At 68.1% G+C, this 18,524-nt stretch carries 17 protein-coding genes and 2 pseudogenes; 8 read left to right on the plus strand and 11 right to left on the minus strand.

Annotated elements, in window-relative coordinates; genetic code table 11:
• Nucleotides 1–52 precede the first annotated feature (52 nt).
• Together R0D99_RS15745 and purU are read left to right on the plus strand one after the other, a co-directional pair.
• Nucleotides 53–1,309: a branched-chain amino acid ABC transporter substrate-binding protein gene (locus R0D99_RS15745; protein ID WP_317749125.1), complete on the plus strand. Its 1,257-nt coding sequence runs from the start codon at nt 53–55 to the stop codon at nt 1,307–1,309.
• 236 nt (nt 1,310–1,545) lie between these two features.
• Nucleotides 1,546–2,418, plus strand: coding sequence for a formyltetrahydrofolate deformylase (gene purU, locus R0D99_RS15750; RefSeq protein ID WP_317749126.1), 873 nt, complete (start codon nt 1,546–1,548; stop codon nt 2,416–2,418).
• A 400-nt stretch (nt 2,419–2,818) separates the two neighbouring features.
• On the opposite strand, the gene R0D99_RS15755 is transcribed toward purU, so the two are convergent.
• Nucleotides 2,819–3,508: a YggS family pyridoxal phosphate-dependent enzyme gene (locus R0D99_RS15755; protein WP_317749127.1), complete on the minus strand. Its 690-nt coding sequence runs from the start codon at nt 3,506–3,508 to the stop codon at nt 2,819–2,821.
• A 67-nt stretch (nt 3,509–3,575) separates the two neighbouring features.
• Between R0D99_RS15755 and R0D99_RS15760 the strand changes: the two genes are divergently transcribed.
• The 5 genes from R0D99_RS15760 to R0D99_RS15780 all read left to right on the plus strand — a co-directional run bounded on the left by R0D99_RS15760 (nt 3,576) and on the right by R0D99_RS15780 (nt 8,817).
• Nucleotides 3,576–4,619, plus strand: a complete 1,044-nt coding sequence (locus tag R0D99_RS15760) for a type IV pilus twitching motility protein PilT (RefSeq protein ID WP_317749128.1) — start codon at nt 3,576–3,578, stop codon at nt 4,617–4,619.
• A gap of 185 nt (nt 4,620–4,804) precedes the next feature.
• Nucleotides 4,805–5,941, plus strand: coding sequence for a PilT/PilU family type 4a pilus ATPase (locus R0D99_RS15765; protein WP_317749129.1), 1,137 nt, complete (start codon nt 4,805–4,807; stop codon nt 5,939–5,941).
• 28 nt (nt 5,942–5,969) lie between these two features.
• Nucleotides 5,970–6,887 carry an NAD(P)-dependent oxidoreductase gene (locus tag R0D99_RS15770; protein ID WP_317749130.1) on the plus strand — a complete coding sequence of 306 codons (918 nt, stop codon included), beginning with the start codon at nt 5,970–5,972 and terminating at the stop codon, nt 6,885–6,887.
• A gap of 204 nt (nt 6,888–7,091) precedes the next feature.
• On the plus strand, nt 7,092–7,334 hold the full coding sequence (locus R0D99_RS15775) for a hypothetical protein (protein WP_317749131.1): 243 nt from the start codon (nt 7,092–7,094) through the stop codon (nt 7,332–7,334).
• 145 nt (nt 7,335–7,479) lie between these two features.
• On the plus strand, nt 7,480–8,817 hold the full coding sequence (locus tag R0D99_RS15780; RefSeq protein WP_317749132.1) for a hypothetical protein: 1,338 nt from the start codon (nt 7,480–7,482) through the stop codon (nt 8,815–8,817).
• A gap of 35 nt (nt 8,818–8,852) precedes the next feature.
• Here the strand turns inward: R0D99_RS15780 and R0D99_RS15785 are convergent, their stop codons facing one another.
• The 3 genes from R0D99_RS15785 to R0D99_RS15795 all read right to left on the minus strand — a co-directional run bounded on the left by R0D99_RS15785 (nt 8,853) and on the right by R0D99_RS15795 (nt 10,795).
• On the minus strand, nt 8,853–9,644 hold the full coding sequence (locus tag R0D99_RS15785; protein ID WP_317749133.1) for a BON domain-containing protein: 792 nt from the start codon (nt 9,642–9,644) through the stop codon (nt 8,853–8,855).
• Nucleotides 9,641–10,240, minus strand: a complete 600-nt coding sequence (locus R0D99_RS15790) for an SIS domain-containing protein (protein WP_317749134.1) — start codon at nt 10,238–10,240, stop codon at nt 9,641–9,643. Before R0D99_RS15790 ends, R0D99_RS15785 begins: the two co-directional genes overlap by 4 nt.
• 168 nt (nt 10,241–10,408) lie before the next feature.
• Complete coding sequence (locus R0D99_RS15795; protein WP_317749135.1) at nt 10,409–10,795, minus strand: YraN family protein; 387 nt, start codon at nt 10,793–10,795, stop codon at nt 10,409–10,411.
• A gap of 33 nt (nt 10,796–10,828) precedes the next feature.
• Between R0D99_RS15795 and rsmI the strand changes: the two genes are divergently transcribed.
• Nucleotides 10,829–11,764 (plus strand): 16S rRNA (cytidine(1402)-2'-O)-methyltransferase, encoded by a 936-nt coding sequence (rsmI, locus tag R0D99_RS15800; protein ID WP_317749136.1) that lies wholly within the window; start codon nt 10,829–10,831, stop codon nt 11,762–11,764.
• A gap of 62 nt (nt 11,765–11,826) precedes the next feature.
• Here rsmI and R0D99_RS15805 read toward each other — a convergent pair whose 3' ends face one another.
• From R0D99_RS15805 to R0D99_RS15840, 7 genes and pseudogenes are all read right to left on the minus strand, one after another.
• On the minus strand, nt 11,827–13,200 hold the full coding sequence (locus R0D99_RS15805) for a hypothetical protein (protein ID WP_317749137.1): 1,374 nt from the start codon (nt 13,198–13,200) through the stop codon (nt 11,827–11,829).
• A gap of 176 nt (nt 13,201–13,376) precedes the next feature.
• Nucleotides 13,377–14,624: a nucleoside recognition domain-containing protein gene (locus R0D99_RS15810; protein ID WP_317749138.1), complete on the minus strand. Its 1,248-nt coding sequence runs from the start codon at nt 14,622–14,624 to the stop codon at nt 13,377–13,379.
• A gap of 228 nt (nt 14,625–14,852) precedes the next feature.
• Nucleotides 14,853–15,582 (minus strand): annotated as a pseudogene (locus R0D99_RS17375) (UPF0149 family protein).
• A gap of 257 nt (nt 15,583–15,839) precedes the next feature.
• The gene (locus R0D99_RS15825) at nt 15,840–16,124 is read right to left on the minus strand and encodes an EamA family transporter (protein ID WP_317751141.1); all 285 of its coding nucleotides are present in this window, start codon (nt 16,122–16,124) and stop codon (nt 15,840–15,842) included.
• 253 nt (nt 16,125–16,377) lie between these two features.
• Nucleotides 16,378–16,746: pseudogene (locus R0D99_RS15830) on the minus strand (EamA family transporter); the annotation flags it as partial.
• The gene (locus R0D99_RS15835; protein ID WP_317749140.1) at nt 16,743–17,732 is read right to left on the minus strand and encodes a 2-dehydropantoate 2-reductase; all 990 of its coding nucleotides are present in this window, start codon (nt 17,730–17,732) and stop codon (nt 16,743–16,745) included. The gene R0D99_RS15835 and the pseudogene R0D99_RS15830, both read right to left, overlap by 4 nt.
• A gap of 38 nt (nt 17,733–17,770) precedes the next feature.
• Nucleotides 17,771–18,514 (minus strand): class II aldolase/adducin family protein, encoded by a 744-nt coding sequence (locus R0D99_RS15840; protein WP_317749141.1) that lies wholly within the window; start codon nt 18,512–18,514, stop codon nt 17,771–17,773.
• Between the last annotated feature and the right edge of the window lie 10 nt (nt 18,515–18,524).

Genomic DNA, 18,524 nt, shown 5'->3' on the forward strand with positions numbered 1-18,524 from the left:
CGCCGCGTCCATCGCCCAGGCGACACAACACCACCACCCGAGGAGACCCCGCATGACCCGCCTTTCCGTCCCACTGAAGCACACCGTGCTGGCCGCCGCCGCCCTGCTGGCCGGCGCCGCGCAGGCGCAGCCGGCGCCCTACAAGATCGCCTACATCGACCCGCTGTCCGGCCCCTTCGCCGCCGTGGGCGAGCTGATGCTGGCGCACACCAAGTTCGCGGTGGACGACCTGAACACCAGGAACGCGCTGCCCGGCGGGCGCCGCTTCGAGGTGATCGCGCTGGACGGCAAGCTGTCGGCGCAGGAAAGCCAGAGCGCGCTGCAATCGGCCATCGACCAGGGCGCGCGCGCGGTGGTGACGGGCGGCTCGGGCTCGTCGGTGGTGGCGGCCATCGTGCAGGCGGCGGCGCGCTGGAACCAGCGCAACCCCGGCAAGGAGATCATCGTCTTCAACCACTCGTCGATCGACCCCGACATGACGGGCAAGGCGTGCAACTTCTGGCACTTCCAGACCGAAGCCAACACGGCGATGAAGATGAAGGCCATCGCCAATTTCATCAAGAAGCAGCCCGACATCAAGAAGGCCTACCTGCTGAACCAGGACTACGCCCACGGCAAGCAGTGGGCCAGCTACGGCCGGCAGCTGGTGGGCCTGGCGCGGCCCGACATCCAGTTCGTCGGCGAGCAGTTCCACGCCATCGGCCGCGTGAAGGACTTCGCGCCCTACATGGCGCAGATCAAGCAGAGCGGCGCCGACAGCGTGATCACCGGCAACTGGGGCCCCGACATGGCGCTGCTGCTGAAGGCGGGCGCCGACGCCGGCATGAACCTGCGCTATTTCAACCACAGCGCGGGCTCGTTCCCCGGCACCGTGGTGGCGTTTTCGCAGGCGCGCGCCGGCCAGCTGACGTGGGTGGCCGAATGGCACCCGGGCCAGGACGGCATGCCGCGCGTGGACGCGCTGGCCAAGGCGTACAAGGCCAAGACGGGCAAGGAGTTCCTCGCGCCGCGCATCGACCTGACGCCGCGCCTGCTGGCCGCCGCCATCACCAAGGCCGGCAGCGACGAGCCCGTGAAGGTGGCGCGCGCGCTCGAAGACCTGAGCTTCGACTCCAGCGTCGGCCCGGTGCGCATGCGGGCCGAAGACCACCAGCTGCTGCTGCCGCAGGTGGTCAACACCGTGGCGCCCGTGGACGGCAAGGCCGTCAAGGTGGGCTGGGAAGGCACGAGCTACGGCTTCCGCACCGACGCCAGCTACAGCGGCAACGAGCTGGCCCAGGGCACCGAGTGCAAGATGGTGCGGCCCTGAAACTATTGATTTGATAGCGACTGACGCAGATCGGACAAGCGCACAGCGCGAATTCTGATCGACGGCTGATCGCTTGGTGATTACCCACCCAGCAGCCGGACGCAGAGACTTCGCAGAGGACGCAGAAAAAGCCGAAGAATTCTTTGGCTGTTTCTTTTGCGTCCTCTGCGAATCCTTTGCGTCCTCTGCGTCCGGTATTCGGTATTCACGCCCCAGGCCTGCGACAATCGCGCGCCATGTCTGCCGCTTCGTCCACCGCCTACATCCTCACCCTGTCCTGCCCCGACCGCCCGGGCATCGTGCACGCCGTCTCGGGCCTGCTGCTTGAGCGCGGCTGCAACATCGAAGAAGCGCAGCAGTTCAACGACCACGGCACGGGCCTGTTCTTCATGCGCGTGCAGTTCGTCTGCCCCGATGCCGGCGCGGTCATCGACGGCGCCGATCTGGCGGGCGCCATTGGCCGGGTGGCGCAGCCGCTGTCGATGACGTGGGAGCTGAACCCGGCCGGCGAACCGATGCGCACCGTGATCTTCGTCAGCAAGGAAGGCCACTGCCTGAACGACCTGCTGTTCCGCGTGAAAAGCGGGCTGCTCAACCTGGACGTGCGCGCCATCGTCAGCAACCACCGCGACTTCTACCAGCTGGCGGCCAGCTACAACATTCCTTTTCACCACATCGCGGTGACGCAGGCCACCAAGGCGCAGGCCGAGCAGCGGCAGCTGGAGATCATCGATGCCGAGCGGCCCGAACTGGTGGTGCTGGCGCGCTACATGCAGATCCTGTCGGACCCGATGTGCCGCCAGCTGTCCGGCCGCGCCATCAACATCCACCACAGCTTCCTGCCCAGCTTCAAGGGCGCCAAGCCGTATTACCAGGCGCACGACCGCGGCGTGAAGCTGATCGGCGCCACCGCGCACTACGTGACGGCCGACCTGGACGAAGGCCCGATCATCGAGCAGGACGTGGCCCGCGTGGACCACGCCGACACGGTGGACGACCTGACCGCCGTCGGCCGCGACACCGAAAGCCAGGTGCTGGCGCGCGCCGTCAAATGGCACAGCGAGCACCGGGTGCTGCTGAACGGGCACCGCACTGTGGTGTTTAACTAGGGCCTGTTCACGCTATTTTTAGCCATGCGTTGCGAGTCAAAAAGGCCACTCGCCAAGGCGCCAGCCGCCGCCAAGGTAGGTACCTTGGCAAGGATGGCAACGCTGGCGATGGCCTTTTTGATCGCAACCCGGAGGGAACATGCTTGAAAGAGCGCCACTCGTCGTTGCGCTCCTAGCGCAGACACCCGGTCTGGGCGTCGTCGCGCGCCTAGATTGGCGCTCTTTCAAGCATGTTCGCATGGCTAAAAATAGCGTGAACAGGCCCTAGCCCCCCTGTGCCGCTTCGCGGCTTCCCCCCAGGGGGACAACGCTGGCGCTCGGGGGAACCCCGAGCGCGGCGTTCTCGCATGGCCTGCGCCGCGGCCTTTGGTTGGGGCTTGCTGCGCAGCCCCTTGATGATTCATTTCGGCGCCCGGCTGCCGAAGATCGCCGTGCCGATGCGCACCATGGTGCTGCCGGCGGCAATGGCCGCTTCCAGGTCGTCGCTCATGCCCATCGACAGCGTGTCCAGGCCCAGCCCTTCGGCATTCAAGTGGTCAAACAAGGCTCTGGCGCTGGCATGGACTGCGCGGGCAGCTTCAAAATCAGGAGCAGGCTCGGGGATCGTCATCAGCCCGCGCAGCTTCAGGCGCGGCAGCGCGGCCACGGCGCGCGCCAGCGCCAGCGCATCGGCCGGCGCCACGCCCGACTTGGCCGGCCCGCCGTCGATGTTGACCTGGATACACACCTGCAGGGGCGCCAGCGCCTCGGGCCGCTGGGCCGACAGGCGCTCGGCGATCTTCAACCGGTCGACCGTGTGCACCCAGTCGAAATGCTCGGCCACGGCGCGCGTCTTGTTGCTTTGAATCGGCCCGATGTCGTGCCACTCCAGCCCCAGGCCGCGCAGGCTGGCGATCTTGTCCAGTCCCTCCTGCACGTAGTTTTCGCCAAAGGCGCGTTGGCCGGCGGCGGCCGCGGCGCGCACCGCGTCCGGGCCAAAGGTCTTGGACACCGCGAGCAGCGTGACATCGTCCACGTTGCGGCCGGCGCGGCGGCAGGCTGTGGCAATCCGTGCACGCACGTCTTGGAGGTTGCCGGCGATCATCGTCATAATCCTCGCAGCGTATCAAACTGCAACTCAGGTTTCACCACATTTCCTTTCTCTCGAGGCGCGCGACGTGGACATCACCCAACTGCTGGCATTCAGCGTCAAGAACAAGGCTTCCGACCTGCACCTGTCGGCCGGCTTGCCGCCGATGATCCGCGTGCATGGCGATGTGCGTCGGCTTAATGTCGACCCGCTGGACCACAAGCAGGTGTTCGCGATGCTCTACGACATCATGAACGACACCCAGCGCAAGGTGTACGAAGAAAACCTGGAGGTCGACTTCTCGTTCGAGATCGAAGGGCTGGCGCGCTTTCGCGTCAACGCCTTCAACCAGAACCGCGGCGCGGCGGGTGTGCTGCGCACCATCCCGAGCAAGATCCTGACGCTGGAGCAACTGAACGCGCCCCGGATTTTCGGCGATCTGGCGCTCAAGCCGCGCGGCCTGGTGCTGGTGACCGGACCCACCGGCTCGGGCAAGTCGACCACGCTGGCGGCCATGGTCAACCACCTGAACGAATCGCAATACGCGCACGTGCTGACGGTGGAAGACCCGATCGAATTCGTGCACGAGTCGAAGAAGTGCCTGATCAACCAGCGCGAAGTGGGGCCCATGACCCACAGCTTCGCCAACGCGCTGCGCTCGGCGCTGCGCGAAGACCCGGACGCCATCCTGGTGGGCGAGATGCGCGACCTCGAAACCATTCGCCTGGCCATGACGGCGGCCGAGACGGGCCACCTGGTGTTCGCCACGCTGCACACCTCGTCGGCGGCCAAGACGATCGACCGCGTGATCGACGTCTTCCCCGCCGAAGAAAAGGAAATGGTGCGCGCGATGCTGTCCGAATCACTGGTGGCCGTCATTTCGCAGACGCTGTGCCGGCTGAAGGACGGCTCGGGCCGAGTGGCGGCGCACGAGATCATGCTGGGCACGCCCGCCATCCGCAACCTGATCCGCGAGGCCAAGGTGGCGCAGATGTATTCCAGCATCCAGACCGGCAACAGCCTGGGCATGCAGACGCTGGACCAGAACCTGACCGAGCTGGTGCGCCGCAACGTGATCAGCACGGCGGAGGCGCGCAGCAAGGCGAAGATTCCGGAAAACTTCCCCGGCTAGACGGCTCGCCCCCAGGCTCCACATGCTGCGCATTGTTTCGCCACCCCCCCGTCCGGGGGCGCGCCCAACGGGCGGGCCAAGCCCTTCCGCGGGCGCCCTGGCATGGCCTGCTCCGCGGCCCTTCGAGCGGGCTGCCGGACCGATGATTGAAATCACGCCGACGCGGCGTCAATGAAGGAACCACCATGGAACGCGATCAGGCCAGCAAGTTCATCAGCGATCTGCTGCGGCTGCTGCTCACGCGCAAGGGCAGCGACCTGTTCATCACGGCCGACTTTCCACCGGCGATCAAGGTGGACGGCCGCGTGATCAAGGTGTCGTCGCAGAACCTGACGCCGGCGCACACGGTGGCGCTGGTGCGGTCGGTGATGAACGACAAGCAGGCGGCGGAGTTCGAGCGCACCAAGGAATGCAACTTCGCCATCAGCCCCGCCGGCATCGGGCGCTTTCGCTGCAACGCCTTCGTGCAGCAGGGGCACGTGGGCGTGGTGATGCGCGTCATCCCGCAGGAGCTGCCGACCATCGACGCGCTGGGCATGCCGCAGATCCTGAAGGACGTGGCGATGTCCAAGCGCGGGCTGACCATCCTGGTCGGCGCCACGGGCTCGGGCAAGTCAACCACGCTGGCGGCCATGGTGGACTGGCGCAACATCCACAGCCAGGGGCACATCATCACGGTCGAAGACCCGATCGAATTCGTGCACCCGCACAAGAACTGCATCCTGACGCAGCGCGAAGTGGGCATCGACACCGAGGACTGGACCGCCGCCCTGAAGAACACGCTGCGCCAGGCACCCGACGTGATCCTGATGGGCGAGATCCGCGACCGCGAGACCATGGAGCACGCCGTCGCCTTTGCCGAAACCGGCCACCTGTGCCTGGCCACGCTGCACGCCAACTCGGCCAACCAGGCGCTCGACCGCATCATCAACTTCTTCCCGGAAGAGCGGCGACAGCAGCTGCTGATGGACCTGTCGCTGAACCTGCGCGCGCTGATCTCGCAGCGCCTGATCGCCAAGCAGAGCGGCCAGGGCCGCACCGCGGTGGTCGAGATCATGCTGAATTCGCCGCTCATCAGCGACCTGATCTTCAAGGGCGAGGTGGGCGAGATCAAGGAGATCATGAAGAAGAGCCGCGAACTGGGCATGCAGACCTTCGACCAGGCGCTGTTCGACGCTTTCGAGGCCAACCTGATCACCTACGAAGATGCGCTGCGCAACGCCGATTCGGCCAACGACCTGCGCCTGCAGATCAAGCTGACCAGCCAGCGCGCCCGCTCGCTCGACCTGGCCGCCGGGACAGAACACCTGCATATCGTCTGAGTGCTTTGCGCGGCCTAGAATGGGCCGCATGAGCACCACCATCCACACCAAGACGTACGACCCCGCCACGCCGCGCCAGGTAGCCTTCCTGGGCCTGGGCGTGATGGGCTATCCCATGGCTGGCCACCTGGCGCTGGCTGGCCACACGGTCACGGTCTACAACCGCAACGCTACAAAATCCGTAGCATTCTGCGAGCAACTGGCCGCGACCGGCCGCGTGAAGCGCGCTGACACCCCCCAACTGGCGGCGCAGGGCGCCGACATCGTGTTCTGCTGCGTCGGCAATGACGACGATCTGCGGTCGGTGGTGCTGGGCGACGACGGCGCGCTGGCCGGCATGAAGGCGGGGGCCATCTTCGTCGACCACACCACGGCATCGGCCAATGTGGCGCGCGAGCTGTCGCACGAAGCCAGCGCGCGCGGCCTGCAGTTCATCGACGCGCCGGTGTCGGGCGGCCAGGCGGGCGCGCAGAACGGCCTGCTGACGGTGATGTGCGGCGGCGACGCCGCCGCTTTCGACACCGTCAAGCCCGTGGCCATGGCGTTCTCGCGCGCGTTTACGCTGATGGGCGCGAGCGGCGCCGGCCAGCTGACCAAGATGGTCAACCAGATCTGCATCGCCGGCCTGGTGCAAGGCCTGTCAGAAGCCATTGCCTTCGGCCAGCGCGCCGGACTGGACATGGCCCAGGTACTCGACGTCATCGGCAAGGGCGCGGCGCAAAGCTGGCAGCTGGACAACCGCGGTCCCACCATGGTGCAGGACAAGTTCGACTTCGGCTTCGCCGTCGACTGGATGCGCAAGGACCTCGGCCTGGTGTTCGACGAAGCCAAGCGCAACGGCGCCCGCGTCCCGGTCACCGCCCTGGTCGACCAGTTCTACGCCGACGTCCAGCAAATGGGCGGCGGCCGCTGGGATACGTCCAGCCTGATCAAGCGGTTGAAGTGATCGCGCGCGCCTTTTCGCCCCCGCCGACGCGCCAGCGCATGGCGCGACGCCGCGCCGTGCTGGCCGGCGCGCTTTGCCTCGGTCTGGGGGGGTCTGCCTGCCTGCGCCGATCCGTCGTCGAACTGGCCTTCCGAAGGGATTTATGACGGCTACTACTTCGGTGGCTTCGAGCAAAGCGAATTCCGGCCCGTCGGCAGCCGGGGCGTGCGCTGGTGGCTGAACGGCGATCTGAGCGCGGTCAACGAGCGCTTTCACATCCACCTGGACGGCCGCTTCGAGCGCGAGCATCCGCCGGTGTCGCCGGTCCGCATCCGCGTGCAGGGGCAGCTGTCCCGGTCCGGCCAATACGGCCACATGAGCGCCTATTCCCGCGAGCTGACCGTGACGCGCGTGCTGCAGGCCGAAGCGCCCGCGCCGAACGAGCCGATTCCGCCCGCGCGCCCCTGAGACGTCCGGAATTCATGACGCGCCGCCAGAGCACACAACCCAAGCTCTCCCAGAGGGACAGGGCGTTTTCTTTGCCAGGGTCCACGCCGTGATGAAATAGGAAGACATTCATGGATTGGACAACCCAACTGAGACGGCCGAGCGCATGAAAAACGCATGGTGGTGGGGTGCGGCACTGGCGGTCGTGGCCATTGGCGCGTATTACGGTTTCCAGGAGGAGCCTGCGGCACCGCCTGACGGGACGGCCGGCGGATCTGGCGAGACCGCGCCGGTGCCGCCGGCCGTCGCACCGGCGCCCGCCAGGAACGCCGTCGGCCAGGCGGCGATAAAGCAGCTGCTGGAGCGTGGCGAAGCCAAGGCGTATGAGCGCCTGGTATTGACCGACCCCAAGTCGGGCATCGAGGTGGCGCGTACGCTGATGCCAGCCGGCTGGAAAGGCACGGGTCAGGTGAGCTGGACGATGCAGAGCGCCTCCAACCCGGCTGAATACTTCATGCAGGCCATGTCGCCCGGCGAGCAGGCGGCCGTGCTGCGCATGTCGAACGTGAGCTACGTGGATCCGCTGTCGATGACGATGATGGGGCGATCGGTGCCGCGCGAGCAGCTCTACCAGGAAGGCGCCTACGACGAAGAAACCGGCACATCCATGCTGCGCTTGATGTCGCCGCCGGATTACGTGCAGCGCCTGATCCGCCGTGCAGACCCATCCATCCAGGACATCCAGGTCACGCAGGTCGAGGACGCCGGTTCGTCAAAGGACTTGGCCGATCTCGAGCGCGACGTCGCCGCCGCGTTTGACGCCGCCATGGCACAGGTCAACCGGCAGCTGGCCGCGCAGGGCGTGCCCGGTCAGACCGCGCCCACCCGCGTCAAGGCGGCGATCACTCACATGAAGTTTTCGCAGAAAGGCAAGGTCTTGCGGGCCTCAGCGTTTGCCACCGTGGTGTCGAGCCAGCTGAACTATCGGTCGCCGTCTTACACCAAGCAAACGCTCCGGTGGAGCGTGCCGTTCGTGCTGATGTACTCCGCCGTACCCGACGCCTATGAGCGCGAACGGGGCTCGCTGCAGCTGTTCGCGGAGAACTTCAGCGAAAACCAGCAGTGGCAGGCAGCCGTGAGCCGGGCCGTGTCGCAACTCAACGCCCAGCGCCTGCAGGCCGCCCAGAAGCGCACGGAGGCATCGCGCCGCTTCCTGCAGGAGCAGACACGCGCGGCATCGCAATCCATCCAGTCCAACTTCGACAGCATCCAGCAGCGCTCGCAGGCGCAGTCCAGCGTGCTGGCGGGTTGGGGCAACGTCACCACGCTGCGCGACAACTACCGCGCGCCCGATGGCGGCGTGATGAAAGTGGATTCGAACTACAGCAACGTCTATACCGACAGCGGCAATTCGACCATCTATGCGACGCGCAAGGGTGTGGAACTCGACCCCAACCGCTTCCGCCAGCTGGAGCGGCTGCCCAACGTGCTGCCCGCGAACTGATCGGCCCGGCACACGCGGCTCACGGGCTCTCGTCTTTACTTCACCGGTGGTAGCGTCTGCACCTGAATCGGCTGCGGTGCATTGACGATGGTCGGCTGCGTCACCGGGTGCGTCTCGACGCCGGGCACCGACTCGCCGCTCACCGGCGTCAATGGCGCAGCGCCCGTCGTCTGCTGCACGGCGCTGGGCTGCTGGCCGGTGCCGCTTGCCAGGCCGCCGGCACCGGTTGGGTCTGCAATCAGGTCGACCACGCGCACCACGCGCTGCACGCCATCGGTCTGGCGCGCGACGTCGGTGGCGGCGGCCAGTTCCTGCGCGGTCAGCCGGCCCATCAGGTAGGTGGTGCCGCGCTCGGTCACAACCTTGATGCTGCCCGACGGCACACCGTTGGTGCCCACCATGCGCGAACGCACCTTGCTGGACACGTAGGCGTCGCTGGAGCGCTGCATGGCGCCCGATTCGGGCATCACGGCGAGTTCGTTGACCACCGACTGCACGCCGGGTGCGGCGCGCACCGCGGCTTCGACGGTCTGCTTGTCCTGCGCGGTCGGCACTTCGCCGGTGATCAGCACCTTGCGGAAGTAGCTGGCCACGTTGACGTGGCCGCGCCCGCCCAGGGCTTGCGTCACGGCCTCGCGCGCGGCGCTTTCGATGGCGCCGTCGGCCTGCTGCGTCTCGCCGCTGCGGCGGTCGGCCTGGGTCAGCAGCGCGCCGGCGCCGACCGCGCCGCCAACCAGCGCCACCGGCACGCAGGCCGTCAGGGCGCCGCCGGCCAGGCAAGCGGCCAGCAGGGTGGCGGCGATGCCGCGGGTGGGTTTCAGCTTCATGATGGGGTTTCCTCGTCGCCGAGCAGTTGCAGGTCGAGGCCGTCGCACAGGCAGTGCAGCACCAGCTGATGCGCCTCGTGGATGCGTGGCGTGCGCTCGTGCGGCACGCACACGTGGACGTCGGTGTCGCGCAGCATGTGGCCCAGTTCGCCACCGCCGCGCCCGGTGAGCGCGATCACGCTCATCTCGCGCTCGTGCGCGGCCTGTGCGGCGCGCACCAGGTTGACCGAATTGCCGTTGGACGTGAGCACCAGCAGCACGTCGCCCGCGTTGCCCAGCGCGCGCACTTGCGCGGCAAACGCGTCGGCGTATTCGCCGCGACGCGCCACGGCAGTCAGCGTGGCGGCGTCGGTGCCCAGCGCCAGCGCGGGCAGCTCGGGCCGCGGGCGTTCGAGCCCGCCGACCATCAAGGCCGCCATGTACTGCGCCAGCGCGCCCGACGCGCCATTGCCGCACAGCAGCACCTTGCCGCCGCCGGTGACACAGGCCAGCAGCGCCTGCGCAGCCTCGGCCACCGGACGGGCCAGGCTCTGCGCCCACTGGTACTTCAGGTCGGCGCTGTCGATGAACTGCTGTTGAATGCGTTGTTCAAGCATCGCCGCCGATCATAACGCCGGATGGGGTGGCCGGTGCAAATTTAGGAGCAGAATGAGCTCCCCCTGTGCGCCTGCGGCGCTTCCCCCGGAAGGGGACAACACCACTGGCCGGTGCAAGCCCGGCCAGGGTGTTCTGGCGTCGCCTGCTCCGCGGCGGTCTGATTCAGTTCACTGCGCGTCGAAGGCGGCTTTGAGCCACTCGATGTGGTTGCCGTCGATGGCGACGACGTCGAAGCGGCAGGGCGGCGGGCTGGGGTGGCGCATCAGGTAGTGGCGCGCGGCCAGCACGATGCGGCGCTGCTTGACGGCACCGACGGTGGCGGCCGCGCCGCCGTGGGAGGTGTCGGCGCGGGCCCGCACTTCGACAAACACCAGCGTGCCGCCGCGCTCGCGCATCACCAGGTCGATTTCGCCGCCGCCGCGCCCGGGCGTCCGATAATTGCGCTCGACCAGCGTCAGCCCCGCCGCCTGCAGATGGGTCAGCGCAGCTTCTTCGGCGGCGTTGCCTCGCACCCGCGTGGTGGCGCCTGATAGCTTCAAATTCAATAGCGCCATGCGCTTGCCCCTCCTGCGCCAGCAGCCGAAACCATGACCACACCCGCCCCCACGATTGGCGCGCCCAGCTTCCACCTGGCGCTGGACGCCGCGCGCGCGGCGGCGGGTGCGCAGCATTATCCGGTGGGGGCGCTGTACGTCGTCGCCACGCCCATCGGCAACCTGGCCGACATCACGCTGCGCGCGCTGCACGTGCTGCAGCTGGCCGACGCCATCGCCTGCGAGGACACGCGGCACACGCAGCAGTTGCTGCGCAGCTATCGGCTGGACGGCAAGCCGCTGATCGCGCTGCACGAGCACAACGAAGCCGAAGCCGCGCAGGGCGTGGTCGCACGCCTGCAGTCCGGCCAGCGCATCGCCTACGTCAGCGACGCCGGCACGCCCGCCGTCAGCGACCCCGGCGCGCGCCTGGTGGCCGCGTGCGCGGCGGCGGGCTTGCGTGTGCTGCCGCTGCCCGGCGCCAGCAGCGTGACCACCGCCCTCAGCGCATCGGGGCTGGCCGGCGACGGGCACTTTGTGTTTGCAGGCTTTCTGCCCAACAAGACCGGCGAGCGCCAGTCCGCCGTCGATGCGCTGGCGCAGGAGCCGCGCGCGGTGGTGCTGCTTGAAGCGCCGCACCGCATCGCCGCGTTGGCCGACGCGCTGGCGCGGTTGGGCGACCGCCCCGTCACCGTGGGCCGCGAACTGACCAAGCAGTTCGAGCAGATCACCACCCTGCCCTGTGCCGACCTGCCCGCCTGGCTGGCCGCCGACGCGCAGCGCCAGCGCGGCGAATTCGCGCTGGTGCTGCATCCCGCGCCCGCCTTCGACGACGCGGACGACAGTGAACGCGTGCTGGGCCTGCTGCTGGCGGAACTTCCCCTGAAACCAGCCGTGAAACTGGCGGCCGAGATCACCGGCAGCCCGCGCAACGCGCTGTACGACGCCGCGTTGCGGTCGAAGGCACAGAACGCGGGCAGCTCGGACTGACACGGCCGCCCTCTTTCTGCGTCGTCGCGGTCGATACTTTGTAGGTCAGCCGCGCGCGCTGCTTACTGCGGCCGTGCCCGGGCCGGCACGCGTGTCTCCAGCGCCTGCGGGTAGTAGTCCGTGGCAAACGCGCAGCCGGCACCAAACTGGGCCTCTTGCCCAGCGCAAGCGCTGGCGATGCTGGCGGCTGTCGGCTTGCGCCCTTGTTCGATCCATTGCAGCAACGCGTTCATCAGCGTCGGGTACGTCGGGTCCGAGATGTAGCTGTGCGTGCCGGTGGTGGTAAAGGTCTGCACCAGCCGATCGGCACTGCCGCCGCGCGTCATGACCTGGAGGAAATAGGCGTCCAGTTCGACGAAGGCGGTCGGGTCGCTGATCCACTTGGTGCTGACCACCGGTACCGGGATCTTTCCCGTCGGATCGGTGTCTTGTGCAAACTTTGCGTAGGCCGCCGGATCGGCGCTGTACCGCAGCACGCCCGCGTTGAGCGCCGCGTCGTCGGTCGAGCCAGTGTAGACGGCGCCCACGTTACCGAACGGGCTGGCGCCACCTGTGCGGTTGGCGCTGATGTCCTGAAAATGGCGCGTGCCCCAGTTGATGTGCGACTGAATCGCGCTTTCAGGAATTTTGATCACCTTCACCAGCGTATCGATCTTGAGCTTCTGTTCGGCGGAGCGCTGGGCCGCCGGCTTGTCCAGCGCCAGGCATTCGTTGACGCGCGCGGCGATGGCCGCATTGCTCATGGTTACACCCGCCGGCAACCCAAGGTTCAGGGCGTATTGCGGCTCGTTGGGCCGGGGGTGGTTCTGGCACAGATACTGGTAGACCACACGGATGTCGGTGCGGAAATCGTAGGAACGCGTGCCGCCGGCCAGCACGCCGCTCGTCAGCAGCACGCCGTCGTAGGGCCGTTCGCCCACCGTCTCGCGCGTGAACATTTCGGCCCCTTTGGCGGCCACGCCAGCGCCCCACGACTGCCCATGCAGGATGGTGCGCGTGGGTTTGCCCACGTGTTCACGAAAAATGCCACGCAACCGCTCGGTGTCCTCCGCCGCCGCGCGCACTTCGACGCCGCCCTGGCGGTAGGTCGACCCCGCCCAGGCATAGCCCGCGCGCGGCATGATTGACCAGCGCGTGAGGTCTTCCTGAGCGCGCTCCATGCTGGGAGCACCCAGATCCGGCCCGCCATGCGCATGCATCACCAGGATTCCGCTCCAGTTGGCGGGCTTGGCGATCATGTAATAGGCGCCTTGCGAATCCTGTCCGCCGTAGCAGGTGACGGTGGCGGGCACGCCTGCCGGACACGCCGTGATGTGCGGCGGCGTTTCGTCCTTGGCAGAGGCCGCAGGCCCGCGTACGTCGTCAGAACCGCCGCAGGCGGTCAGGCAGGTCATGGCCGCCAAGGCGAGAGCGCCTCGATGCATGCGTGTGCGCATGGTCTTGTCTCCTTGGTTATACGAACAGATCGGTGCATGGCATAGACCCGCACCCAGTTAGAGCTTGCCACAGAAATCTGGCAAGTGCACCGCGCTACCGCTGCAGCGGAAGCCGCCCGCGCCCGCGAAGCACCGTTGCCTCGGGCAAGAGCCGGCGGCAATACGACATGGTGAGCCTAGCGAAAGAACGCGTAGGCCACCCCAATCGCCGCCACCAGCCCCACCGCATCGGCGAACAACGCGCAAGGCAGCGCATGGCGCGTGTGCTTGACGCCGACGCTGCCGAAGTACACCGCCAGCACGTAGAAGGTGGTTTCGGTCGAGCCCTGGATGATGGCGGCCAGCTTGGCAGGAAATGAATCGACGCCGTGGGTCTGCATCACGTCCACCATCAAGCCGCGCGCGCCCGAGCCGCTCAGCACCTTCATCAGGCCCACGGGCACGGCGGGCAGAAAGTCGGTCGGCAGGCCCAGCGCCGACACGGCGGCGGCGATCCAGCCCATCAGCACATCCATCAACCCGGCGGCGCGGAACACCGCAATGGCGACCAGCATCGCCACCAGGTACGGAATGATCTGCACTGCCACGCCAAAACCGTCCTTGGCGCCATCGACGAAGGCGTCGTACACGTTGACGCCGCGCAGCGCGCCGGCCACCAGAAAGGCGGCGACCACGGCCAGGATGACACCGGCGCCGATCACGCCCATCCACTGCGCGGCCTGCTCCGGCGGAAAGCGCGACAGCCACCACACCAGCGCGCCGACCACGGCGCCAAAGCCCGCCAGCGGCAGCAGCAGGCCGGCGCGCCAGAGCGGAATGCGCTGCACCGCCGCCACCGCGACCAGCGCCGACAGCAGCGAGCAGGCCGTGGCCACCAGCGTGGGCAAGAAGATGTCGGCCGCGTTAAAGCCGACCAGCCCCTGCTTGACGGCCAGCGTCTGGCGGATGGCGATGACCGAGGTGGGGATCAGCGTCAGCCCCGCCGTGTTCAGCACCAGGAACATGATTTGCGCGTGGGTGGCGGTGTCGGGCCGGTCGTTGAGCGTCTGCAGCTCCTGCATCGCCTTCAGCCCCAGCGGCGTGGCGGCGTTGTCCAGGCCGAGCAGGTTGGCGCTGATGTTCAGCGTCATCGCGCCCTGCGCCGGGTGGCCGCGCGGCACGCCGGGAAACAGGTGGCGCAGCACCGGGTTGGCAGCGCGCGCAAACGCGTCGACCATGCCGGCGCGCTCGCCGATCTTCATCAAGCCCAGCCACAGCGCCATGATGCCGACCAGGCCGATGGAGATGTCGAAACCCGTCCGCGCGGCATCGAACATGGCCGTGAGCAGCTTCGGAAAGACCGTCACATCGCCCTGCAGCAGTTGCACGGCGGCGGCCACGAAGGCGCTCAGAAAGAAGCCGAGCCAGACGAAATTCAGAACCAAAGAGGGCTCCAGCGCTTGCTCATCAAGCGCACACAGCTATGTTTAGTGTAGCAACCAGCACGCGACTACTCCCTCGCCACTTTGGAAAAATGGCAGATGGGGACTGCGCAGCAAGTCCCGGAAAGGGCCGCGGAGCAGGCCATCCGCGAACGCCGCGCGCGGGGTTTCCCCGCGCGCCAGCGTTGTCCCCCCGGGGGGGAAGGCGCCGAAGGCGACACAGGGGGGAGCCTACCCACCACAACATTTCTTGTATTTTTTCCCGCTGCCGCAGGGGCATGGGTCGTTGCGACCGATCTTGTCGCTCACCACCGGCGCCACGCGCGGCCCCAGACTTCTGGCGATGTCGTGCAGGTCGTACACCGCCCACAGCGCCTCGCCAAACGCATCGAAGCGGGCCTGGCTGACGCTGGGTGGGCCATTGGGGTCGTACAGGTTGAGCACGGGCGCGCCGGTGTCGTCGGCGGTCAGGTCCTCGATGCAGGACAGCGCGTCGTCCAGCATCTCGGCGATTTCCTTGTCGCGCGGGGGGCGCCCAGTCGTCGGCCCAGTGGTCCACCACGGCCAGGAAGCCGCTGGCCCACACCTGCGCCAGCGCAGGCGGCAGGCCGTCCTGGCCCTCGGTGGCTTCGGCGCGGTCGGACTCGGGCAGGCTGGCCAGCAGGCCGCGCCAGTCCATCACCGCGGGGCTCAGGGCGCGTTCGTCGTCCAGCGATTCGACGTCGGCGTTGAGCGCGGCGCGCAACTGCGATTCGCGCTCCAGCCAGCCCATGCTGAATTGCGTGCGCTCGGCCGGTGTGGCGAACACCTCGCTGGCCGCGCGGCCGAACACCAGCGGCAGCCACTCGTCCTCGCCGATGGTGCGGCGCGTGCACAGCAGCGCGGTCAGCACGCCTTCGCAGAATTCCCATTGCGGCGTGCCGGGGTGGCGCGCCCGCACGGCGTCAAGAACGTCTTCCAGCGTGTCAAGCGTGGCGCTGGTGGCGTCGTCGAAGTCGGCATCGTGGTCGGCGGCGTCGTTCGCGGGGGGTGGGGTCGGTCATGGCGTGCAGTTCAGAGGCAATGCCCGCATGGTAGCGGTGTGGCCTGTTCAACGACAGGCGGGCGCGCAGCAGGCCACACCAGAGGCCGCCAGAGCCGGGGGCTCCCCGTCGACCGGCGGCGCCCCCCCTTACCGAAGCAAGAAGGGGGAAGGCGCGTAAGCGCCTCAGGGGGATGTCACTTTTTCCTCGTGCCCAACCACATCACCGCGCCCACCACCACCAGCGCGCCGACCACCTGCACCGGCGCAATGCGCTGCCCGAGGATGAGCCACGCCAGCACCAGCGCGAACACCGGCTCGACGTTCATCACGGCCGAATTGCCGACCACGCCCAGGCGCGGCAACACGGTGAACAGGAGGGTGATGCCGGTGCCGTACAGCAGCGTGAGCAGCCCCAGCCCCCACCAGCCGGGGGGGCGCCGTCGGCAAGGCAAAGCCGCCGCGCCACGCCACCGCCGCACCCGCCAGCAGGCCGACCATGGCCATGGTGGCGAAGGTGCGCAGGCGGCCGTCCAGTCCGCCCGCTTCGTGCTGCGTCAGCACCAGCGCCAGGCCGAAGGTGGTCGACGCGCCCAGCGCAAAGGCCACGCCGGCGCCGATCTCGCGCCACTGCCCCGCCGCGCCCAGGCCCGAGGCGGCGCCCAGCACGTCCAGCGCCAGCACCAGGCCGAACAGGATCACCGGCATGGCGACGAGCAACGCGCGCTCGGGCCGGTGCTGGTACAGCAGGCGCGCCCACAGCGCGGTCATCAGCGGAAAGCTGTTGAACACCAGAAGCGCCAGCGCCACCGGCAGCCGCGCCACGGCGGAATACAGGCACAGGCTCTGGATGGCGATCAGCACGCCGATCAGCGGCAGCGCCTTGCGCTGGCGCGCCGTCAACGCCAGCGGCACGCGCTGCAAAAGCAGCAGCGCGCCGACCACGCCCGCCGTGACCACGCTGCGAAAGGTGACCGCGGTCGGCACATCGACACCGTGGTTGAACGCCAGGCGCGCCGCCACGTGGTTGGCGCCCATCAGGGCCGCGATGAGCAGCAGCGTGGCGAAGGCGGCGGTGCTGAGGGCGCGGGTGGTCGGGTTCATGCGTCGGGATACAGCCCGCGCACCCGCGCATGCAACCGCGACAACCCCAGCAGCGCGTCGGTGAACGGCGTCGGCACCTGCGTCAGTTGCCCCAGTTCGCGCACCGCCGCCACCAGCGCATCGATCTCGACCGGCTTGCCGGCCTCCACGTCCTGCAGCATCGACGGGCGCATGGCGCCCAGCTTGCGCGTTACCTGGTGGCGGTCTTCGGGCTGCTCGGCGATGGGGATGCCGATGCGCGCACCGATCTCGCGCGCTTCCAGCATCACGGCGCTGATGAAGCCGCGCACCAGCTCGTCGTCCAGCACACGGTCGGACGTGGCGCCCGTCATGGCGCACACCGGGTTCACCGTCATGTTGCCCCACAGCTTGTACCAGACGTCGCGCTGGATCTGCGGTGACAGCGTGACGCCAAAGCCGGCCTGGGTCAGCAGCGCGGCCACCGCCTGCGCGCGCGGTGTGTCGCCGCCCGCCGGCTCGCCCACGATCAGGCCGTTGCCCGCGCGGTGGCGGATCACGCCCGGCGCGTCGACCGAGCAACTGGCGTGCACTACGGAGCCGATGACCTGCGCGGCGGGAATGGCGCGCGCGATGGCGCCGCCGGGGTCGACAGATTCCAGCGTGCGCCCCGCCACCGGGCCGCCAAAGCCTTGCAGGAACCACCACGGCACGCCGTTCATGGCTGTCAGCACCAGCGTGTTGGGGCCGATCAGCGGGCCGATCCGGCGCGCCACTTCGGCCATGCCGGGCGCCTTGACCGACACGATGACGACGTCCTGCACGCCCAGCGCGGCCGGGTCGTCGCTGGCCTGCACGGCGTGGGCCGATTCGGCGTCACTGTCGCGCAGCCGCAGCCCGTGCGTGCGCAGCGCGTCGAGCGTGGCACCGCGCGCCACCACGCTGACCTGGCCACCCACGCCGGCCAGCCGGGCGCCCATCCAGCCGCCGATGGCGCCCGCGCCGTAGATGGCGATTTTTTGCATCATTCAGGCCTCCAGCGCTTGCGCCATCAGCGCGAGCAGCTTCAATTTTTATAGCTATCGTCGAGTCGGTCCACCTGCCGCACCAGCGCGTTGAACACGTCCTGGCCCGCGCCGTGCCGGGGGTCGAACTGCAGCGCGTCGCGCGTGCACTTGGCGGCAATGGCTTCGGGCACCGGCAGCGGCGCGCCCATGCTTTGCGTGGCCAGCTGGATCTCGCACGCGCGCTGCAGCGTCCACAGCACAGCAAAGGCCTGCGGCAGCGTCTGGCCCCACGACAGCAGGCCGTGGTTGCGCAAAATCACCGCCTGCCTGCGGCCAATGCTGGCCAGCACGCGCGGCCCTTCTTCGGCGTGGATGGTGATGCCCTCGAAGTCGTGGTAGGCCACCATGTCGTGCAGTTGCGCGCTGTAGAAATTGCTTTGCGACAGGCCCGAAGCCAGCGCCGCCACCGCCACGCCAGCCGTGGTGTGCGTGTGCATCACGCAGTGCGCGCCGTCGATGCCCCCGTGGATCGTGCTGTGCAGCACGTAGCCGGCAGGGTTGATGGGGTGCCTGGAGCCGTCCAGCACCGTGCCGTCCAGATCGACCTTGACCAGGTTGCTGGCCGTGACCTCGGTGTAGTGCAGGCCGAAGGGGTTGATGAGGAACTGCTTGGCGCCGCCGGTCACGCTGTCGGGCAGGCGCAGCGTGATGTGGTTGTAGATCATTTCCGTCCAGCCCAGCAGCGCGAAGATGCGGTAGCAGGCGGCCAGTTGCAGGCGCGCGGCGCGTTCGTCGGGGTGCATGGCGGGGGTT

The organism is Ottowia sp. SB7-C50 (assembly GCF_033110285.1).
Classification (GTDB): Bacteria; Pseudomonadota; Gammaproteobacteria; order Burkholderiales; family Burkholderiaceae_C; genus Ottowia.